Below are 15,915 nucleotides of genomic sequence, written 5' to 3'. Positions count from 1 at the left end.
ATCTTACAGAGACGAATTTACCAAGCCTTAACCTCTGCACTCACTGCACCGCCTGCCCCGGATCACGCCACGAGAGCGAAATTCGGCGGTTGAGCGCGCGCCCTGCGTCGCTGTCGTTGTCGGCCACGGGCCGTGCCGCCCCGTATCCCACCACGTTCATCGCCTCGGAGCGGACACCGCGTTTGGTTATCTCGACCGCCACGACAACGGCGCGGTCTCGGCTGATGGCCCTGTTTGCCACGCCATCGCCCAGCGAGTCGGTGTGGCCCTCGATCTGCATCTGAAGTCCGCCATCCGACACGCATACCCGCGCGACGGCGGCCAGCGCATTGACGCCGCGCACCGATCTGGCGTCCAGCCGCGATGACCCTGACAGAAACCGCACCGGGGCCGCGCGTCCGGCCAAGCGGCTTTGCCGCGCGCATTCCGCCACCGATGGCGTGAAATCCAGCACCGGCAGCCAGTAGCCCGCGACAAAGATCTGCGCCAAGCCCAGCGCCACATTTGGCCGCTCTGTGCCGTCGGGGGGCGCGTTGGACAACAGGCGCAAGCGCATCTTGTCCTCTGGGCCCAGAACGGCGCGCATCGCCGCGTCGACCTGCGCCTTGTCCACCCCCGGCGACAACACGGCGTCCAGAGTGATCCCCTCTGGCGTCAGGCTGAGGGTCAAGTCTTCGGCCTCACCCAGCCAGCGTTCCACGGCCAGCAGGACCGACTTTGCCCGTGGCAGTGGCATGTCCTTGTCACTGCCTGCACCGCCCGCGACGGCAGGCAGAGCCAACAGGGACGGCAATTCTTGCGCCGTCAGGTTGCCGGGCAAGGTGCCGTCAATCCGCGCGCCCCCTTGCGGCGTGTAAGTGAGGGTCGCGTTCAGGATCAGACCGTCATCGACCAGATCGACGGTGCGCCGGAAATCCTGCCCTTGGGGGAGCGCCGTCAAAAGCCTGTCGGCCCGGTCGGCGCTGGTCGGATCAGGCAAAAGTGCGTCCAGCGTGACCGAGGTGTCCTCTAGCAGGAGCTTTCCCTCGACGACCTCTGCAAAGACCGCGCTGACGGCGTCCAGCCCCGCGCCCCAGCCGGTGATGTCGGGATAAGGGGAGCGCCGCAGGCCCGAGGTGTCGGCCCCGTCCAGCGCCCGTGCCAGCAGGTCGGGTGCCAGATCAGCCGGGACAACGCCGCGCGCCGTGACTGCGCCGTCCCGGCGTTCAAATTCCAGCCAGAACGGCTCTGGGTCCGTGGCCGGTCTCCGCGAAATATCCAGCGCGTACTGCGCTGGCAAATCATCCCGCAACACGTCGATCGCGTGATCTATCGCGTCGCCGCCCCGCAATGCGGACAGGATCACGGCACCGGGCGTCACCGTGGCGACGCCCTCATCGGCGGCGTACAGAACCCGCGCCGCGCCGAGCATCGCCGAGCCAAGGCCGGGAAAGCCCGGATCGACCGGGCCAACGGTCAATTCGGTGCGCTGCACGCGTCCAAACACATCTGACACAGCCTGCGGTGTCAGCGTGAGCGGCAGCTTGCCGCGCAGGCTGACCCCAAGGCCCGGGTGTTTTTCCGCAAGCAGAACAAAAGGCGCGCCATCGTCGCGCGCCGTCAGCTGTGCCGTAACTGTCAGCGCATCGGGGAGGTCGGCAAGCCCCTGTTCGATGTCCGCCAGCTCAGAAGGCCAGAGTGCCACGCCGCGAAATTGCACCGTGTCGCCCGACGCCAAAACCTCTGCCTCATCCAGTGAAAGCGCCACCTGCGCCAGACGCATGACAACACCGTCCCAGCCGTCAAAGGCCCCGCCGCTGGCCAGCGCCACCTCTGGCACCGGCGCACCAACCAGCGCGGCAAGGGTTTCAACGGTGTCGGTGCGACGAACATGACCCGACAGCGCCACGGTCTGCGCGCGCTTGACGATGGAAAAGGAGAACTGTTCGACCTCTGGCAGGACGGAAAGGCGGGCTGTTACCTGCTGGACACCATCGATTCCGCGCAATGCGGATTCGATGTGCCGCCGCAGGGCATGGCTTTCAACCCGGCCCTCTACCGTGATGTCGCGGCCTTTGACGGTCAGGGTCGGCGGATTGGGCAGGTCGGCCAGCAAGGCCGTGGCTTGCGCCTGCACGCCCGCCTCGATCGTGGCGTCTTCGCTGGGCACCTGAAACAGGCCAAGCCCCGCCAGTGTGAGAAAGATCACCAGCGCGGCAATGGCCTCGACAAGCGTCCTGGTGGTCATCGGATCAGATCGCGGCCTTGCGGCTTTCGTCCAGATAGATTTCGCGCAGGCGCAGCGCGCGCGGACCCGGCGTGCCGGTGCCAAGGCTGACGCCGTCAATCTCGACCACCGGCATCACAAAGGTGGAGGCGGAGGTGATGAATGCCTCATCCGCGCCTTGCGCCTCTGCGATGGTAAAGTTGCGCTCTTCGACCTCCATCTGGGCCTCTTTGGCAAAGCGCAGCACGGCGGCGCGGGTGATCCCGTGCAGGATGTCGCTGGACAGGGCGCGGGTGACGATCTTATTGCCCTTGATGAAATAGGCGTTGTTGCTGGTGCCTTCGGTGACAAAGCCGTCCTCGACCAGCCACGCGTCATCGACACCGGCCTTTTTGGCCATCATCTTACCCATCGACGGGTACAGCAGTTGCACCGTCTTGATGTCGCGGCGGCCCCAGCGCTGATCCTCGATCGAAATGACCTTGATGCCCTTTTGCGCGGCGGGGCTGTCGGCAAGGCCGGGCTTGTTCTGGGTGAACAGCACGATGGTCGAGGGGGTGGTGTCCGGGTCGGGAAAGGCAAAGTCGCGATCATCCGGCGCGCCACGGGTGATCTGAAGGTAGATCAGGCCATCGGTGATCTCATTGATGTCCACCAGTTCGCGGTGGATCTCCAGCAATTCGTCCATCGTGACCGGCGCGCGCATGTCCAGTTCGGACAGGGACCGTTGCAGGCGCGTGGCGTGGCCGCCGAAATCGATCAGCTTGCCGTCCAGGACGGAGGTGACCTCATAGACGCCGTCGCCCATCAGAAAAGCGCGGTCAAAGATCGAGACCTTGGCCTCATGCTCGGGCAGGTAGTCTCCGTTCACGTAAACGGTGCGGGTCATGGGCGTGGTCCTCGGGCAAAGCGTTTTTTGTGTTGTAGGCAGGCACCGGACGCGCCGCAAGCCTTGGGCGCGCGCCCTGTCAGCCCCACAGCGCGGGTTCTGGCGGGTGGACGCCCTCCGCGTCGTAGCGCAGGGGGGTGTCGCGATCCTGGGCCAGCAGCAGGGGACCGTCCAGATCGGTCACCATCGCGCCTTGGGCCAACATCACCGCCGGAGCCATCGCCAGCGATGACCCCACCATGCAACCCACCATGAGGTCATAGCCCTCGGCCAGCGCGGCCGCGCGCAGGGCCAGCGCCTCTGTCAGGCCGCCGGTCTTGTCCAGCTTGATGTTGACCACGTCATATTTGCCCTTCAGCGCGGGCAAGGAGGCGCGGTCATGACAGCTTTCGTCGGCGCAGACCGGCACCGGGCGGTCCATCCCGATCAGCGCGGCATCTTCGCCTGCGGGCAAGGGCTGTTCCACCAGCGCCACCCCAAGCCGCACCAGATGCGGGGCCAGATCGGCGTAGACGGCGGCGCTCCAGCCCTCATTGGCGTCGACGATGATCCGCGATTGGGGCGCACCGCGCCGCACCGCCTCCAGCCGGGGCATGTCATCGGGGGTGCCCAGCTTGATCTTCAGCAGGGGCCGCGCCGCGTGCCGCCGCGCCGCCGCCTCCATGTTGTCGGGTGTGTCCAGCGACAGCGTATAGGCGGTGCGTTCCGGCCCCGGCGCAGGCAGCCCGGCCAGATTCCAGACCCGGACCCCCGCCGCCTTGGCCTCCAGATCCCACAGGGCGCAATCCACGGCGTTGCGCGCCGCCCCGGCGGGCAACGCCTTTTGCAGGTCCGCGCGGGATATCCCCTCGGGCAACCCGTCGATCTCTGCCGACACGCTGTCCAGCGTTTCGCCGTAGCGCGCATAGGGCACGCATTCGCCCCAGCCACGCACGCCCCCCCGCGTCACCCGCACCGTCAGCACATGCGCCTCGGTCCGGCTGCCGCGCGAGATGGTAAAGGCTTCGGCCAGCTTGAACACGTCCCGCGATACGCTGATGGTCATCTCTGCCGCTCCTGCTTCTTCTTGGTAAAAATACTCAAATAGCAACCCCGCCCCGGGCGAAACCGCAGACCGCGCAGCGCCCCAAGGGATGGTGGGTGGGGCGCCTTTCGCGCGCAAGCGCGAAACAGCGTCCGGCCAAAGGCCGGACCGCCCGCCATCCCGCTAGAGCGCGGCCAGCGCCTCTGCCAGACGTTCGGCACCGTGGCGGAAGGGATCGACCGTCGGCAGACCAAGCCGCGCCTCGACCTCGGCGCAATAGCGGACCGCCTCAGCCTCTCCCATGTGCTGGGTGTTGATCGACACGCCGACAACCTGACAGCCCGGGTTCGCCACCTTCGACAACGCCAGCGACAGATCGCGCACCTCTTCGAGCGAGGGCAAGGCATAGCCCGGCAGACCGCGCATATGGGTGCGCGTCGGCTCATGGCACAGGATCAGCGCATCGGGTTGGCCGCCGTGGATCAGCGCCAAGGTCACACCGGAAAAACTGACGTGGAACAGGCTGCCCTGCCCCTCGATCACATCCCAGTGGTCGGGGTCATTGTCGGGCGTCAGGTATTCGATCGACCCGGCCATGAAATCCGCCACCACCGCGTCCAGCGGCACGCCGTCGCCGGTGATCAGGATGCCGGTCTGGCCGGTGGCGCGAAAGGTGCTTTTCATGCCGCGCGCGCGCATCGCCTTGTCCAGCGCCAGTGTCGTGTACATCTTGCCCACCGAACAATCGGTGCCCACCGCCAGCACGCGCTTGCCGGTGCGCTTGGTGCCGTCGGCGATCGGGTATTCGACCTCTGGCACACGCACGTCATGCAGGGCGCGGCCCGTCGCCTCTGCCACGGCCTTCAGGTCCGCCTCGGCGCGCAGCAGGTTGTGCAGGCCAGAGGCAAGGTCCAGCCCCTCTTCCAGCGCCGCCACCAAGACCTTTTTCCATGCCTTGCTGATCTTGCCGCCGCGATTGGCCACGCCGATCACCAGCGTCTTGGCCCCTGCCGCCTTGGCCTCTTCCAAGGTCATGTCGGGCAGGCCCAGATCGGCCTTGCAGCCCTCCATCCGGAACTGACCGACGCAGTTCTCGGGCCGCCAGTCGCGGATGCCCTGCGCCACCTTGGCGGCCAGCGGATCGGGCGCATCGCCCAGAAAAAGCAGATAGGGTGTCTTGATCATTCTGGTCTCCATGTCCCCATTTTTGACAAGTTTGCACGAGTTGCCCTGCAACGCGCTTGTTTTCCACTGCCTTGCGGGCGGCATTCTCGAAGAATCATGCGCAATGCGTCTGTTCTGCCGAAGAACTGTGCAGAGCCACCTTGCCTATACGGTTGTGCGAATAACCATTCTCTCTTAGCCTTCCTGCCCAATTGTCTTTGAAACATCAGAAGGTTGAATATGTCGAACAGCCATTTCTCCCGATTTGCAGCGGGATTGCTGACCGCCGCCGGATTTGCACTTGCCTTGGCCCCGCCTGCCTCCGCAGCCCAATTTCTTGATGGCGGCGATGCCGATCTGGGCTGCATCCTGACCGTTCAGGGCCCGATCCGATCCGGCGATGCCGATGGGTTTCGGGCCGCGCTCGATCGAATTATCGGCAATCCCTACGCCGGGGAAAGCGATTTCCTTGAACGTTGGGATCAAAGGGGCGGGCTTGCCGTGCCGCGCATTTGCCTCGACAGCCCCGGCGGCTCTTTGGCCGAGGCGCTCAAGATGGCGGATGTGCTGGCCGATCCCGACGGAGACAACGGCTATCTCTACGGCGGAATCGGCACCGCTGTTGCGCGCGACGCCACCTGTTATTCCGCCTGCGCGGTCCTGTTCATGGCGGGCGGCACGCAAAGCGAAAGCTCTGGCGGGCGCCTGCCCAACCGTGTCCTCCATGCGCAGGGGTTGCTGGGGTTTCACGCGCCGGGCTTGACCATCGAAGACGGCAATTACTCTGCCGAGGCGGTCGACCGCGCCTTTGCCATTGCCGTGCGGTCCATCGGAGAGCTGAGCGACCGCCAAGGCCAGATGCGCTTTCCGGCCACGCTGATGAACCGCATGGTCGCCACGCCGCCACAGGACATGTATGTGCTGCAAACGGTGGGCGAAGCGTCGCAATGGATGATCGACGTCACCGGGCTGCCCTATCCGGCCAAGGTGTCGCGTGGCCATTTCGTCAATGCCTGCCTGAACGCGCAGCCCGGTTTGCGACCCTCCACCGGCTATTATCAGACCTATGCGTCCCGCCATGATGGCGCGGGTCGCGATTATTTTTCGGGTCGCCGTCTTGGGGATTACGCAGGCAGCGTCTTGGCGCGGCATTACTTGCGCGGTGAGGCAGAGATTGCTCTGGGCAGTTCCGGTGATTTCGGCGATGCCCGATTTGTCAGTGACCCCGAACCGGCGGAGGACGGGTTGAATTGCAACGTCAGCTTTGGCGGACGCTGGCCAATGGAAGCCCCCATGCGCGGCAATACACGGCGGCTGAGCGTCTCCTTTTTGCGCGGCGATGCCATGGCGCTGGATCAGGCCGCCCTGTATCCGCCGTGGACCCGCTTTGCCGAGCTTGCCGCCCGGCACGGATCGGGCGCATTGCCCGCAGACGCCACGGTCTGGACCGACCGCCGCAGTCTGGCAACGCGCTGTCTTGTGTATAATTCCGCCGATCAGAAGACCGACGATGAACCCTGCGATGCGGTGGAGACCGCCGTGTTTACCGGGGATGGCAAAATGCGGGTCACGGTTGAGTTCACCTGGCCCAGCGGCGCCAACACGCTGGTCGAAATGGACGGCACCGGCCCCCGGGTCAACGGCAACAGCGCGACTAAGCCCTATATCGAGAGTGTCTACGACATATCGGACAACATGCAGTGCCTGCGCAACAGCCGGTCCGGCAATGCATTCTGCTATGAGATGAAGGCCTATTGATCGCCCATGTGTCCCGCTTTGGCGGGGCACATGGCGTCTTGGCGGATAAGCTGGACCCTCCGCCGGCCAGAGGCGCTGACAGGGCATTTTTCTGCACCTGCAAAAAGGCCTTGCGGGACGTCGCGCAGTTTTATAACCCGTGGGCCAAGGTATACGCAATTTTCTGACCGAAAGGCCCTGCAATGTCCTTCCGCATCCAGCCCCCTGCCCCCGCCTGCCCCAACCGCTGCCAGTTGTTCGGACCCGGATCGCGCCCGGCCATCTTTGAAAAGATGGCTGCCAGCGCGGCGGATGTCATCAACCTTGACCTCGAGGATTCGGTGGCTCCTTCTGACAAGGACAGCGCGCGGGCGAACGTCATCAAGGCGCTGGCAGAGATCGACTGGGGCAAAAAGACCCTGTCGGTGCGCATCAACGGGCTGGACACGCCCTATTGGTATCGCGACGTGGTGGACCTGCTGGAACTGGGCAGCGAACGTCTTGACCGGATCATGATCCCCAAGGTCGGCTGTGCCGGGGATCTCTATGCGGTTGACGCGCTGGTCACAGCGATTGAACGCGCCAAGGGCCGGGAGAAGGCGCTGAAGTTCGAGGTCATCATCGAATCTGCCGCCGGTATCGCCCATGTCGAGGAAATCGCCGCCGCCTCGCCCCGGTTGGAGGCGATGAGCCTTGGGGCCGCGGACTTTGCCGCCTCGATGGGGATGGCGACCACCGGCATCGGTGGCACGCAGGAGAACTATTACATGTATCGGGACGGCCAGAAACACTGGTCCGACCCGTGGCACTGGGCGCAGGCCGCCATTGTCGCCGCCTGCCGCACCCATGGCGTGCTGCCGGTCGACGGGCCGTTTGGCGATTTCTCCGACGACGAAGGCTTCCGCGCGCAGGCGTTGCGGTCGGCGACGCTGGGCATGGTCGGCAAATGGGCGATCCATCCGAAACAGGTGGCTTTGGCGAATGAGGTCTTCACCCCGTCAGAGGCGGCAGTGAACGAGGCGCGCGAGATCCTGGCTGCGATGGAAGAAGCCAAGGCCAAGGGCGAAGGGGCGACTGTCTACAAGGGCCGGTTGGTCGACATCGCCAGCATCAAACAGGCCGAGGTGATCGTGCGCCAGTCCGAGATGATCGCCGGTCAGTAAGGTTGCCATCGGGCGCCGCGCCTAACCGGGCGGCGCCCGTCACCGACGAAATCACGCGCTGGCAACCGCCGCCGCGCGCAGGCGGGCAGGACTGCCGGGATACAGCCCGTCAAGGGCCGTCTCAGACATCGGCGTGCCGTCTTTTTCGAAGGCCAAAAGCGTCTTTCCGTCGAAGACCGCCACCGCCACCGGCGTTTTGACACCGACACCACGATAGCCGCCGTTCCGCGCCACCACCTGCACCCCGGTCGCGACCACCGCGCAAATCCAGACGCAGCCGACGCGCCGCGGGCCTTCCAGAACATGGCTCATGGCTTTCGCCTCCAGACCTTCCAGCCAAAGCGCAGCACCGGTGGCAACAGCGCCAGCGGCGTGACGCTCAGCACCCCCTCTGCCCGGCCCTCGAGGTGCGGACCTGAGAACTCTGGCACCACGTCTATCGCGGCGATCCCGGCAGGAAGCCCGTAGGTCAACGGACACAACGCCCCGAACAGTTGGCCCGTGTCCGCCGGGTCCCCCAGCCCGACGACGCCCTGCACCCGCAACCGCCGGATGCGGATACGTCCCAGAATGTCCATGATCAGTTTCAGGATGGCACCTGCCGGGGGAACATGCCTACGCCCGGCCCTTGGCGGTTTATCCTGCTTTTTCTGTGCTGCTTTCCGCTTTGGCTTGGGCGGTCGCCAGCTGTCGACCAGCGCAATTCCCGGCAAATGTCCGTCCAGCAAGGCCAACCGGATTCGCATCCGTGTGCGCCCCTCGTATTCGGCAAGGAACTGGACCTGAACAGGCAGGGCCAGCAGCAGGACGCCCAGCAGAAAGAGCACCGTGACCAGACCCAGAACGACCCATAACACTGGCAGGGCCCAACTCACGCCTCGGTGTCTTTGCGGCTCCTGTCCCTGTCGACGGCGGAAATCACCTTTCCGGCGACTTCGGTAACTGCGGCGGCAAGGCTGTTGGCAGCCCCCTTGACCGCCTCGACCCGCGCGCCGTTCTGATCAATGATGATTGCGCCCAGCGGCCTGATACCGCCGCCCGCGCCGGTGCCAGCCCCCGCCCCTTTGCCAGAGTCCGAGCCCGTGCCGCCCCCTGCCCCGAATCCGAATCCGTAGCTGACGATGGGGATCACGGTCGCGCCATCGCGCTCAATCGGATCACCCAGCACGTTCTTGGCATTCAACAGTTTTTCAAGTTCTTCCACGGTGCCTTTGAGCAGGCGTTCCACATCTTCCATCGGGACCTCCGGTTTTGAAGTTTACGTCTGGTGTCGCCCGCCAGACTATCCAAACCCTAAAACGCGGCATTGATATGCGTCAGGCCCTTTCATCCTTGGGCGATCCCATCACCACATAAGAGGTCAGCATATGCACCTGCGGCAGCGCCCCGAGGATTTCTGTGTGAAAGTGTTTGTAGGCGATCAAGTCGGTCACCTCGACCCTCAGCAGGTATTCCACCGGCCCGGTGACATTGTGGCACTCGCGCACTTGCGAGGCCGCCGCCATCGCCCGCTCAAACGCCTCCTGCGCGGGTTTGGTGTGCTGGTTCAGCCCCACGGTGATATAGGCGGTAAACCCGATGCCGGTTTTCTCGGCGCTCAGGACCGCGCGGTAACCACGGATCACCCCCGCCTTTTCCAACGCCGCCGTGCGGCGCAGGCAGGCAGAGGGCGACAGGCCCACGCGGTCGGCCAGCGCCAGATTGCTCAGCCGCCCATCGGCAGAGAGTTCGCGCAATATCTTGCGGTCAATTGTGTCCAGATTGGTCATTAAGTGTGATAATACGCCAATCACGCCGCAAATCGCAATTTCATGCCACAGAAAATGGGCAAGTGTTGTGTCATGACACCTGACCTCCTTCTTGCGCTTGCGCTGTTTGCCGCCGCCACGGTGTTTTCACCGGGGCCGAACAACCTGATGCTGATGACCTCGGGCGCGAATTTCGGCCTGCGCCGATCGCTGCCGCATTTGGCGGGCGTCGCTTACGGCTTTCCGCTGATGATCCTGCCGGTGGGTCTGGGCGTGATGCAGGTGTTCGAGATCTGGCCAGCGGCGCACATGGGTCTCAAGGTGGTTTCGGTCACTTATCTGCTGTGGTTGGCGTGGAAAATCGCCCATCAGGCCGCGCCGGGAGAGGCCCGCGCAAACGCCCGTCCGCTGAGTTTTGTGCAGGCTGCAGCCTTTCAATGGGTCAACCCCAAGGCGTGGTCGATGGCGTTGGGGGCAATCACGCTGTACGCCGCCAGCCGCGATCTGGCTGCCGTGGCATGGGTTTCGGCCACCTACGCGGTGATCGGCACCGTCTCTGCCGCCACGTGGACCATCCTTGGCACCGGATTGCGCCGCTGGCTGGCCGACCCGCGCCGCCTGCGCCTGTTCAACTGGACCATGGCGGCGCTGCTCTTGGCCGCCATGGTGCCGGTGTTGCTGGGCTAAGCCTAGCCCGCCAGCGGCACATGGATTTCGGTCAGCGCCCTGGCCAGTCGGTTCGGCGGGCATCCCAAAATGAGTCATCAATGGAAGCGGTCGTTGCTCGATGGCGCATCGGGCAGGATCGGGCTTAGTCATGAAAGTCGTCTAACCGGGGGCAAAGATGTCGCTGAGTTCACCGAAGACCAGCACCGGAACCGCCGTTGTCGGACCAGACACAGCGTGCCAACTGGACCCGAACAATGCCCCGACAATTGCGGTGATCATGGCCGTGTATAACCCGAAGTCCGGCGGCATCCCGGCGATGGCGGCACAGGCCACGCCCTGTGCCAACACCAGCGTCACCCCGGTGAACCGGGCAAAGACATCGCGCGCAGGTCATCCGGCGTGATCATGGCCTCCCATTCCGGCACCAACCGTACCAGCCTTGTGGCCTAGTCAAAAAACCTCATGGGTATAAACTTTGGGAATACGTTCGCAGAGGAGAGGTCATAGCGTGATAAAACTTCAGCACATCGAAATGCTACTTGCGATTGATCGGGCCGGAAGCATCCGCGCCGCGTCCAAACTGCTCAACCGCACCCAGCCCGCCGTGACCAAGGCATTGCGGCAGGCCGAGGCCGAACTTGGCACCGCGATCTTCAAACGCGCACCCAGTGGCGTCGCCGTGACCGAAGAAGGCAAGACCGTCTTGCGCCGCGCCCGCGTGATTCAAAGCGAACTGCGCAAAATGGACGACGAGATCGCGCAGCGGCGCGGCCTTGGCACCGGGCGGCTAAACGTGACCGTGTCGCCTCTGGCAGCCAATCGACTGATGGCGGGGACGATCAAGCGATTTCGACGGCGGTTCCCCGGGGTTCATGTTCAAATCACCGGCGGCCACGAACCGATGGCCTTTGGCCCCGTGCGCGACGGGCTGGTCGATCTTGTGATCGGACCGGAACCTCAGAGCGGCGAGGCAGCGGGCCTTTCAGTGCAATTCCTTGTCGAAACACCGATCAAGGTCATCACCGGGCTTGGGTCGCGCTGGAGCGGGGCAAGATCGCTGGCCGATCTGGTTGATGGCGACTGGCTGATGATCGGCTCTCGCGAGCGTCTACCCTATATGCAACGCCGGTTTATCGCTCAGGGATTCAAACCGCCCGAGCCGATGGTGACATCGGATTCGATCTTCAGCGTGCTGTCGATGTTGCAGGACAGCGATTTTCTCTGCACGTTTCCGGGCCTTTTGCTGGATCAGACCATGTCGACCTGGCGCATACAGGGTCTGGATCTGTCGCCGCCGCTGTTGCCTGCGCGGATCGCCGCCACCACTGCATCGGAACGACCGCCAACCCCGGCCCTGCAGTACTTCAGCGATTGCATTCTACAGGTCGCACAAAACGAATTCTCCTGATCACCCGGGTATTCCTTTTGGTTATAGCCATAAGCATTTCGGCACTCCCGATCTGCTTGTCAAAAAACTAGAAGTTCAAAGTCCGGTGTTGTCGCACGCCATCGGAACCAGAGGAGGAGCGCGCGATGAACATTCTATTTATAATGTACGACCAGTTGCGGTTTGACTACCTGAGCTGCGCGGGTCATCCGCATTTGCAGACCCCCAACTTTGACTTGGTCGCGGCGCGCGGGATGCGTTTTACCAATACCTACGTGCAATCCCCTGTCTGCGGCCCCTCGCGGATGAGCTTTTATACCGGGCGTTATTCATCGTCGCACGGGGCGCAGTGGAATGGCTTTCCGCTGCGGGTGGGCGAGGTCACCCTGGGCGATCACCTGCGCGACAACGGCATGGCGTGCTGGCTGTTGGGCAAGACCCACATGAAGGCCGACGCCAAAGGCATGGCACGCCTCGGTCTGGCCCCGGACAGCGTAATCGGCGCACGGCAGGCCGATTGCGGCTTTGACGCCTGGACGCGGGATGACGGATTGTGGGGCAGCGGCCCGGATGGGAGCTATGACCAGAAACGCTCGCCCTATAACGAATACCTGAAATCGCAGGGCTACGACGGTGACAATCCATGGGCCGACTACGCCAATGCCGGCGTCGATGAGAACGGCGACATGGCCTCTGGCTGGATGTTCCAGAACGCCGACAAACCCGCCAACATCCGCGAACAGGACAGCGAGACGCCTTGGCTGACCTCGGAAACCATCCGCTTCATCGAGCAGGCCGAGGGCGACTGGTGCGCCCATGTGTCGTTCATCAAGCCGCACTGGCCCTATATCGTGCCTGCGCCGTACCACAACCTGTACGGACAACAGGACATCCTGCCGCCGGTCCGCCATGAGGCGGAATTGGACAATCCGCACCCGGTGCTGGGGGCCTATCAGGAAACCCGCGTCGCCGAAGCCTTTCAGCAGGACGAGGTGCGCAACAAAGTCATCCCAGCCTACATGGGTCTGATCAAGCAGTGTGACGACCAGCTGGGCCGCCTGCTGGATTATCTCGAAGATACGGGCCGCATGGACGACACGATGATCGTTCTGACCTCGGACCATGGCGACTACCTTGGCGATCACTGGCTGGGCGAAAAGGACTTCTTCCACGAGGCGGCGGTCAAGATCCCGCTGATCGTGTATGATCCGCGCGCCGTGGCCGATGCCACGCGTGGCACCACCTGCGATGCGCTGGTCGAGGCGATTGACCTCTCTGCCACGTTCATCGAGGCAGCGGGCGGCACGGTGCCCGGTCACATCGTCGAAGGCCGCTCGCTAATGCCGTGGCTGCACGGCCAGACGCCCGACGACTGGCGCGAGGTGGTGATCAGCGAATACGATTTCTCGGTCACGCCACGCTGCGCAGCACTGGGACTCGACGCTCGCGACGCGCGGATTTTCATGGTCTTTGACGGTCGCTGGAAGTTGATCCACTTCGAAGGCGGTTTTCGCCCGATGCTGTTCGATCTCGAAATCGATCCGAACGAATTCACCGATCTCGGCGCCGATCCGGCGCATGCAGATCAGATCGACCGGCTGTATGGCCACCTGACGCACTGGGGCCTGCGCATGGCACAACGCGTGACCATGTCCGACGCCGATATTGCGGCTGCGCGCGGCCGCTCGTTGCGGCGCGGAATCATGCCTTTCCTTGTGGATGGCAGCGAGGTTCCCCCCGAATTGACGGAAAAGTATCGCGGACGCGCCCGCCAGCTTTTCACCGACGAACCCGTGGCGGAGGAACTAAGCCATGACGTCTGAAACACCCAACAGGGGCCCCCTGTTTGACAAGCACGTCGCCGATGTGATCGCCATCGTCTTTGCCATGGTGATCGTGCTCTATTCCGCGTCTGGTCCGATCAGCGAATTTGTCCGCTGGTTCATAGAAACAACAACGCCTGGATTTGAGGAACTCAGCCGCCGCGATCAGCGGGTGTTCCTGCGCGAACACTGGCTAGGCGCGGGCTACCGTGCCTTTGAGCAGGGTTTCCTTTTGCCGACCGGGCTGATCATTGGTCTGCCCATCGTGTTGAGTTTCCTCGTGACGCTGCTCACGCTGCATCGGAAGGAAGGTTTGCGGTGGCTGAACTGGACGCTGGCGGCGCTTGCCGTGACCGCCTTTTCCAGTTGGATCGTGGCGATTTTTGCCTCGGACGCAGGCGTTCTGCCTTCGGCCGGTACGATCGATTTCATCATGTTTCCGCTGGCGACGGCGATCACGTTGTACCTGACCTACAGGCTGTTCGGCGGCTTTATCGTCGGGTTCTGCCTGTTCTGGGTCATCTACTTCTTTGTTAAGGGAGACCTGCCGTCATGGACCGGCATCCTTGCCGGGTCAGAGGCCACCGTCAGCCAGAACCTGCGCCAGATGGTGCTGCAATTCTGGGCGCAGACTGGCGGCATGTTTGGCCAGCCGATCCAGGTGGTCACTGGCAACGTGCTGATCTTTATCGTCTTCGGCGCGGTGTTGATGGCATCTGGAGCGGGCGATCTGCTGATGAAGATCGCCAACCGCCTGACCGGCGGGCTGACCGGCGGCGCGGCCCATGCCGCCGTTGCTTCCTCGGCCTTGTTCGGCACGCTGAGCGGTGCGGCGATATCCAACGTGGTATCCACCGGCGTGATGACCATCCCGGTGATCCGCAAATCAGGGTTCAAACCGGCCTTTGCCGGAGCGGTCGAGGCGGCGGCGTCAACCGGTGGACAAATCATGCCGCCGGTGATGGGCGTGGTCGCCTTCTTCGTCGCCGGGCAGATCGGGCTTGAATATCGCTACATCGTCATTGCGGCGATCATGCCTGCGATCTTCTACTATCTCGGCACCTTTCTGGCGGTCTACTTCGAAGCCCGCAAGCTGGGGATCGGTGCCCTTCCCGACAGCGCGCGCCCCAAACTGACGCGCAAGGAATTTGTCCAGTGTCTGGTCTTTGTGGCCCCCCTTGGAACGCTCAGCTACTTTCTGTTTTCGCAGCCTTCGGTGCCCAAGGCGGGGTTCTACGGGTTGGTCGTGGCGCTGGTTGCTGCCTCGATCCTGTTCAGGGAGTTCCGCTCACCTGCGAATTTGTGGCGCGCTTTTGTGGACGCCGGGCGCATGGCCGCCTCCATCGTGGTCATCGTGACAGCCATCGGCCTGATCGTCGGGCTGATCCAGACGTCGGGATTTGCCGGACGCCTGTCGCTGTTGCTGGCCGAGGTTGCCGATGGCCCGATGCCGATCGTGCTGGCCGTGGTGGCGCTGGGGGCGATTGTCCTTGGCATGGGTCTGCCGCCGGGCGCGACCTATTTCATAATCGTGATTGCGCTGTCGTCGGGCATCGACACGGTCAGCATCGCACCGCTGACGCTACACCTGTTCGTCGTCTTCTTTGCGATGATGTCGACGGTGACACCGCCAGTGGCGCTTGCAGCCTTTGCCGCTGCCCCGATCGCTGGCGCGGACCCGATCAAGACCGGTTTCCAGGCGGCCAAGATTGCGCTGGCCGGGTTCCTGATCCCCTTTGTCTTCGTCTATCACCCGGCAGTGCTGTACAAGCTTCAGGTCATCTTTGAGTGGTTCGGAGAAGAGCGGGTGACCTCAAAGGCGATGATCGACATCTCGACCGTCACATGGTTCGACTTCGGCTGGATCATTGTCGCCTTTACGCTGGCCATGTGGCTGATTGCTTCGGCGATTGCAGGATTTGACCGCACCCGGTTAGGCGTCGCAGAGCGCGTGCTGCGCCTGCTGGTCGGCTTTGCGGCCCTGCTGCCGCAGATGATCTTCGCCGCCCCCGCGTTGCTGGCAGGGCTGGCGCTGATCTTTGCCAGTCCCAGATTTGCCGCGCGCGGCGCACAAGCCGCGCCCCGCTGACCATCCACCAAAAACA

The 15,915-nt window shown here is 63.6% G+C and carries 15 protein-coding genes; 6 read left to right on the top strand and 9 right to left on the bottom strand.

The features are described from left to right. Positions 1 to 40: 40 nt before the first annotated feature. From VOI21_RS19485 to dgcN, 4 genes are all read right to left on the bottom strand, one after another. A complete protein-coding gene (locus VOI21_RS19485; RefSeq protein WP_323771628.1) occupies positions 41 to 2,227 on the bottom strand; it encodes an OmpA family protein in 2,187 nt (728 codons plus the stop codon). A gap of 4 nt (positions 2,228 to 2,231) precedes the next feature. Next, a complete protein-coding gene (locus tag VOI21_RS19480) occupies positions 2,232 to 3,095 on the bottom strand; it encodes a D-amino-acid transaminase (protein WP_323771627.1) in 864 nt (287 codons plus the stop codon). Positions 3,096 to 3,174: 79 nt separating this feature from the next. Beyond that, positions 3,175 to 4,140 carry an N-acetyl-D-Glu racemase DgcA gene (gene dgcA, locus VOI21_RS19475; protein ID WP_323771626.1) on the bottom strand — a complete coding sequence of 322 codons (966 nt, stop codon included), beginning with the start codon at positions 4,138 to 4,140 and terminating at the stop codon, positions 3,175 to 3,177. Positions 4,141 to 4,302: 162 nt separating this feature from the next. Then, positions 4,303 to 5,304, bottom strand: a complete 1,002-nt coding sequence (gene dgcN, locus VOI21_RS19470) for an N-acetyltransferase DgcN (protein WP_323771625.1) — start codon at positions 5,302 to 5,304, stop codon at positions 4,303 to 4,305. A gap of 219 nt (positions 5,305 to 5,523) precedes the next feature. Between dgcN and VOI21_RS19465 the strand changes: the two genes are divergently transcribed. Next, positions 5,524 to 7,041: a hypothetical protein gene (locus VOI21_RS19465; protein WP_323771624.1), complete on the top strand. Its 1,518-nt coding sequence runs from the start codon at positions 5,524 to 5,526 to the stop codon at positions 7,039 to 7,041. 182 nt (positions 7,042 to 7,223) lie between these two features. Next, positions 7,224 to 8,183 (top strand): L-malyl-CoA/beta-methylmalyl-CoA lyase, encoded by a 960-nt coding sequence (locus VOI21_RS19460; protein ID WP_323771623.1) that lies wholly within the window; start codon positions 7,224 to 7,226, stop codon positions 8,181 to 8,183. Positions 8,184 to 8,234: 51 nt separating this feature from the next. Here VOI21_RS19460 and VOI21_RS19455 read toward each other — a convergent pair whose 3' ends face one another. The 4 genes from VOI21_RS19455 to VOI21_RS19440 all read right to left on the bottom strand — a co-directional run bounded on the left by VOI21_RS19455 (position 8,235) and on the right by VOI21_RS19440 (position 9,952). Beyond that, positions 8,235 to 8,495 carry a hypothetical protein gene (locus VOI21_RS19455; protein WP_323771622.1) on the bottom strand — a complete coding sequence of 87 codons (261 nt, stop codon included), beginning with the start codon at positions 8,493 to 8,495 and terminating at the stop codon, positions 8,235 to 8,237. After that, positions 8,492 to 9,058, bottom strand: a complete 567-nt coding sequence (locus tag VOI21_RS19450; RefSeq protein ID WP_323771621.1) for a DUF2953 domain-containing protein — start codon at positions 9,056 to 9,058, stop codon at positions 8,492 to 8,494. Before VOI21_RS19450 ends, VOI21_RS19455 begins: the two co-directional genes overlap by 4 nt. Continuing rightward, positions 9,055 to 9,420 carry a GerW family sporulation protein gene (locus VOI21_RS19445; RefSeq protein ID WP_323771620.1) on the bottom strand — a complete coding sequence of 122 codons (366 nt, stop codon included), beginning with the start codon at positions 9,418 to 9,420 and terminating at the stop codon, positions 9,055 to 9,057. The genes VOI21_RS19450 and VOI21_RS19445 overlap by 4 nt, the downstream gene beginning before the upstream one ends. A gap of 79 nt (positions 9,421 to 9,499) precedes the next feature. Next, entirely contained in the window at positions 9,500 to 9,952 is a 453-nt protein-coding gene (locus tag VOI21_RS19440) for an Lrp/AsnC family transcriptional regulator (RefSeq protein WP_323771619.1), read from the bottom strand. 72 nt (positions 9,953 to 10,024) lie between these two features. Here VOI21_RS19440 and VOI21_RS19435 point away from each other — a divergent pair, with 72 nt between their 5' ends. Next, positions 10,025 to 10,618 carry a LysE family translocator gene (locus VOI21_RS19435; RefSeq protein WP_323771618.1) on the top strand — a complete coding sequence of 198 codons (594 nt, stop codon included), beginning with the start codon at positions 10,025 to 10,027 and terminating at the stop codon, positions 10,616 to 10,618. 141 nt (positions 10,619 to 10,759) lie between these two features. Here the strand turns inward: VOI21_RS19435 and VOI21_RS19430 are convergent, their stop codons facing one another. Then, positions 10,760 to 10,933 carry a SulP family inorganic anion transporter gene (locus tag VOI21_RS19430; RefSeq protein WP_323771718.1) on the bottom strand — a complete coding sequence of 58 codons (174 nt, stop codon included), beginning with the start codon at positions 10,931 to 10,933 and terminating at the stop codon, positions 10,760 to 10,762. 175 nt (positions 10,934 to 11,108) lie between these two features. Here VOI21_RS19430 and VOI21_RS19425 point away from each other — a divergent pair, with 175 nt between their 5' ends. The 3 genes from VOI21_RS19425 (at position 11,109) to VOI21_RS19415 (ending at position 15,899) form a co-directional block, all read left to right on the top strand. Then, positions 11,109 to 12,008 carry a LysR substrate-binding domain-containing protein gene (locus VOI21_RS19425; RefSeq protein ID WP_323771617.1) on the top strand — a complete coding sequence of 300 codons (900 nt, stop codon included), beginning with the start codon at positions 11,109 to 11,111 and terminating at the stop codon, positions 12,006 to 12,008. Positions 12,009 to 12,133: 125 nt separating this feature from the next. Next, positions 12,134 to 13,810, top strand: coding sequence for a sulfatase-like hydrolase/transferase (locus VOI21_RS19420; protein WP_323771616.1), 1,677 nt, complete (start codon positions 12,134 to 12,136; stop codon positions 13,808 to 13,810). Continuing rightward, positions 13,800 to 15,899: a TRAP transporter fused permease subunit gene (locus VOI21_RS19415; RefSeq protein ID WP_323771615.1), complete on the top strand. Its 2,100-nt coding sequence runs from the start codon at positions 13,800 to 13,802 to the stop codon at positions 15,897 to 15,899. The genes VOI21_RS19420 and VOI21_RS19415 overlap by 11 nt, the downstream gene beginning before the upstream one ends. Positions 15,900 to 15,915: the final 16 nt, after the last annotated feature.

Source organism: Antarctobacter sp., assembly GCF_034670325.1.
Taxonomy (GTDB): domain Bacteria; phylum Pseudomonadota; class Alphaproteobacteria; order Rhodobacterales; family Rhodobacteraceae; genus Antarctobacter.
The sequence above is the reverse complement of the archived record's forward strand: the minus strand, read 5'-3'. Positions and strand labels throughout refer to the sequence as shown.

Coding starts and splice junctions, on each gene's coding strand:
- VOI21_RS19480 (WP_323771627.1), bottom strand. CDS start 3,095: ATGACCCGCACCGTTTACGTGAACGGAGACTACCTGCCCGAGCATGAG.
- dgcA (WP_323771626.1), bottom strand. CDS start 4,140: ATGACCATCAGCGTATCGCGGGACGTGTTCAAGCTGGCCGAAGCCTTT.
- VOI21_RS19440 (WP_323771619.1), bottom strand. CDS start 9,952: ATGACCAATCTGGACACAATTGACCGCAAGATATTGCGCGAACTCTCT.
- VOI21_RS19455 (WP_323771622.1), bottom strand. CDS start 8,495: ATGAGCCATGTTCTGGAAGGCCCGCGGCGCGTCGGCTGCGTCTGGATT.
- VOI21_RS19435 (WP_323771618.1), top strand. CDS start 10,025: ATGACACCTGACCTCCTTCTTGCGCTTGCGCTGTTTGCCGCCGCCACG.
- VOI21_RS19460 (WP_323771623.1), top strand. CDS start 7,224: ATGTCCTTCCGCATCCAGCCCCCTGCCCCCGCCTGCCCCAACCGCTGC.
- dgcN (WP_323771625.1), bottom strand. CDS start 5,304: ATGATCAAGACACCCTATCTGCTTTTTCTGGGCGATGCGCCCGATCCG.
- VOI21_RS19420 (WP_323771616.1), top strand. CDS start 12,134: ATGAACATTCTATTTATAATGTACGACCAGTTGCGGTTTGACTACCTG.
- VOI21_RS19465 (WP_323771624.1), top strand. CDS start 5,524: ATGTCGAACAGCCATTTCTCCCGATTTGCAGCGGGATTGCTGACCGCC.
- VOI21_RS19485 (WP_323771628.1), bottom strand. CDS start 2,227: ATGACCACCAGGACGCTTGTCGAGGCCATTGCCGCGCTGGTGATCTTT.
- VOI21_RS19415 (WP_323771615.1), top strand. CDS start 13,800: ATGACGTCTGAAACACCCAACAGGGGCCCCCTGTTTGACAAGCACGTC.
- VOI21_RS19445 (WP_323771620.1), bottom strand. CDS start 9,420: ATGGAAGATGTGGAACGCCTGCTCAAAGGCACCGTGGAAGAACTTGAA.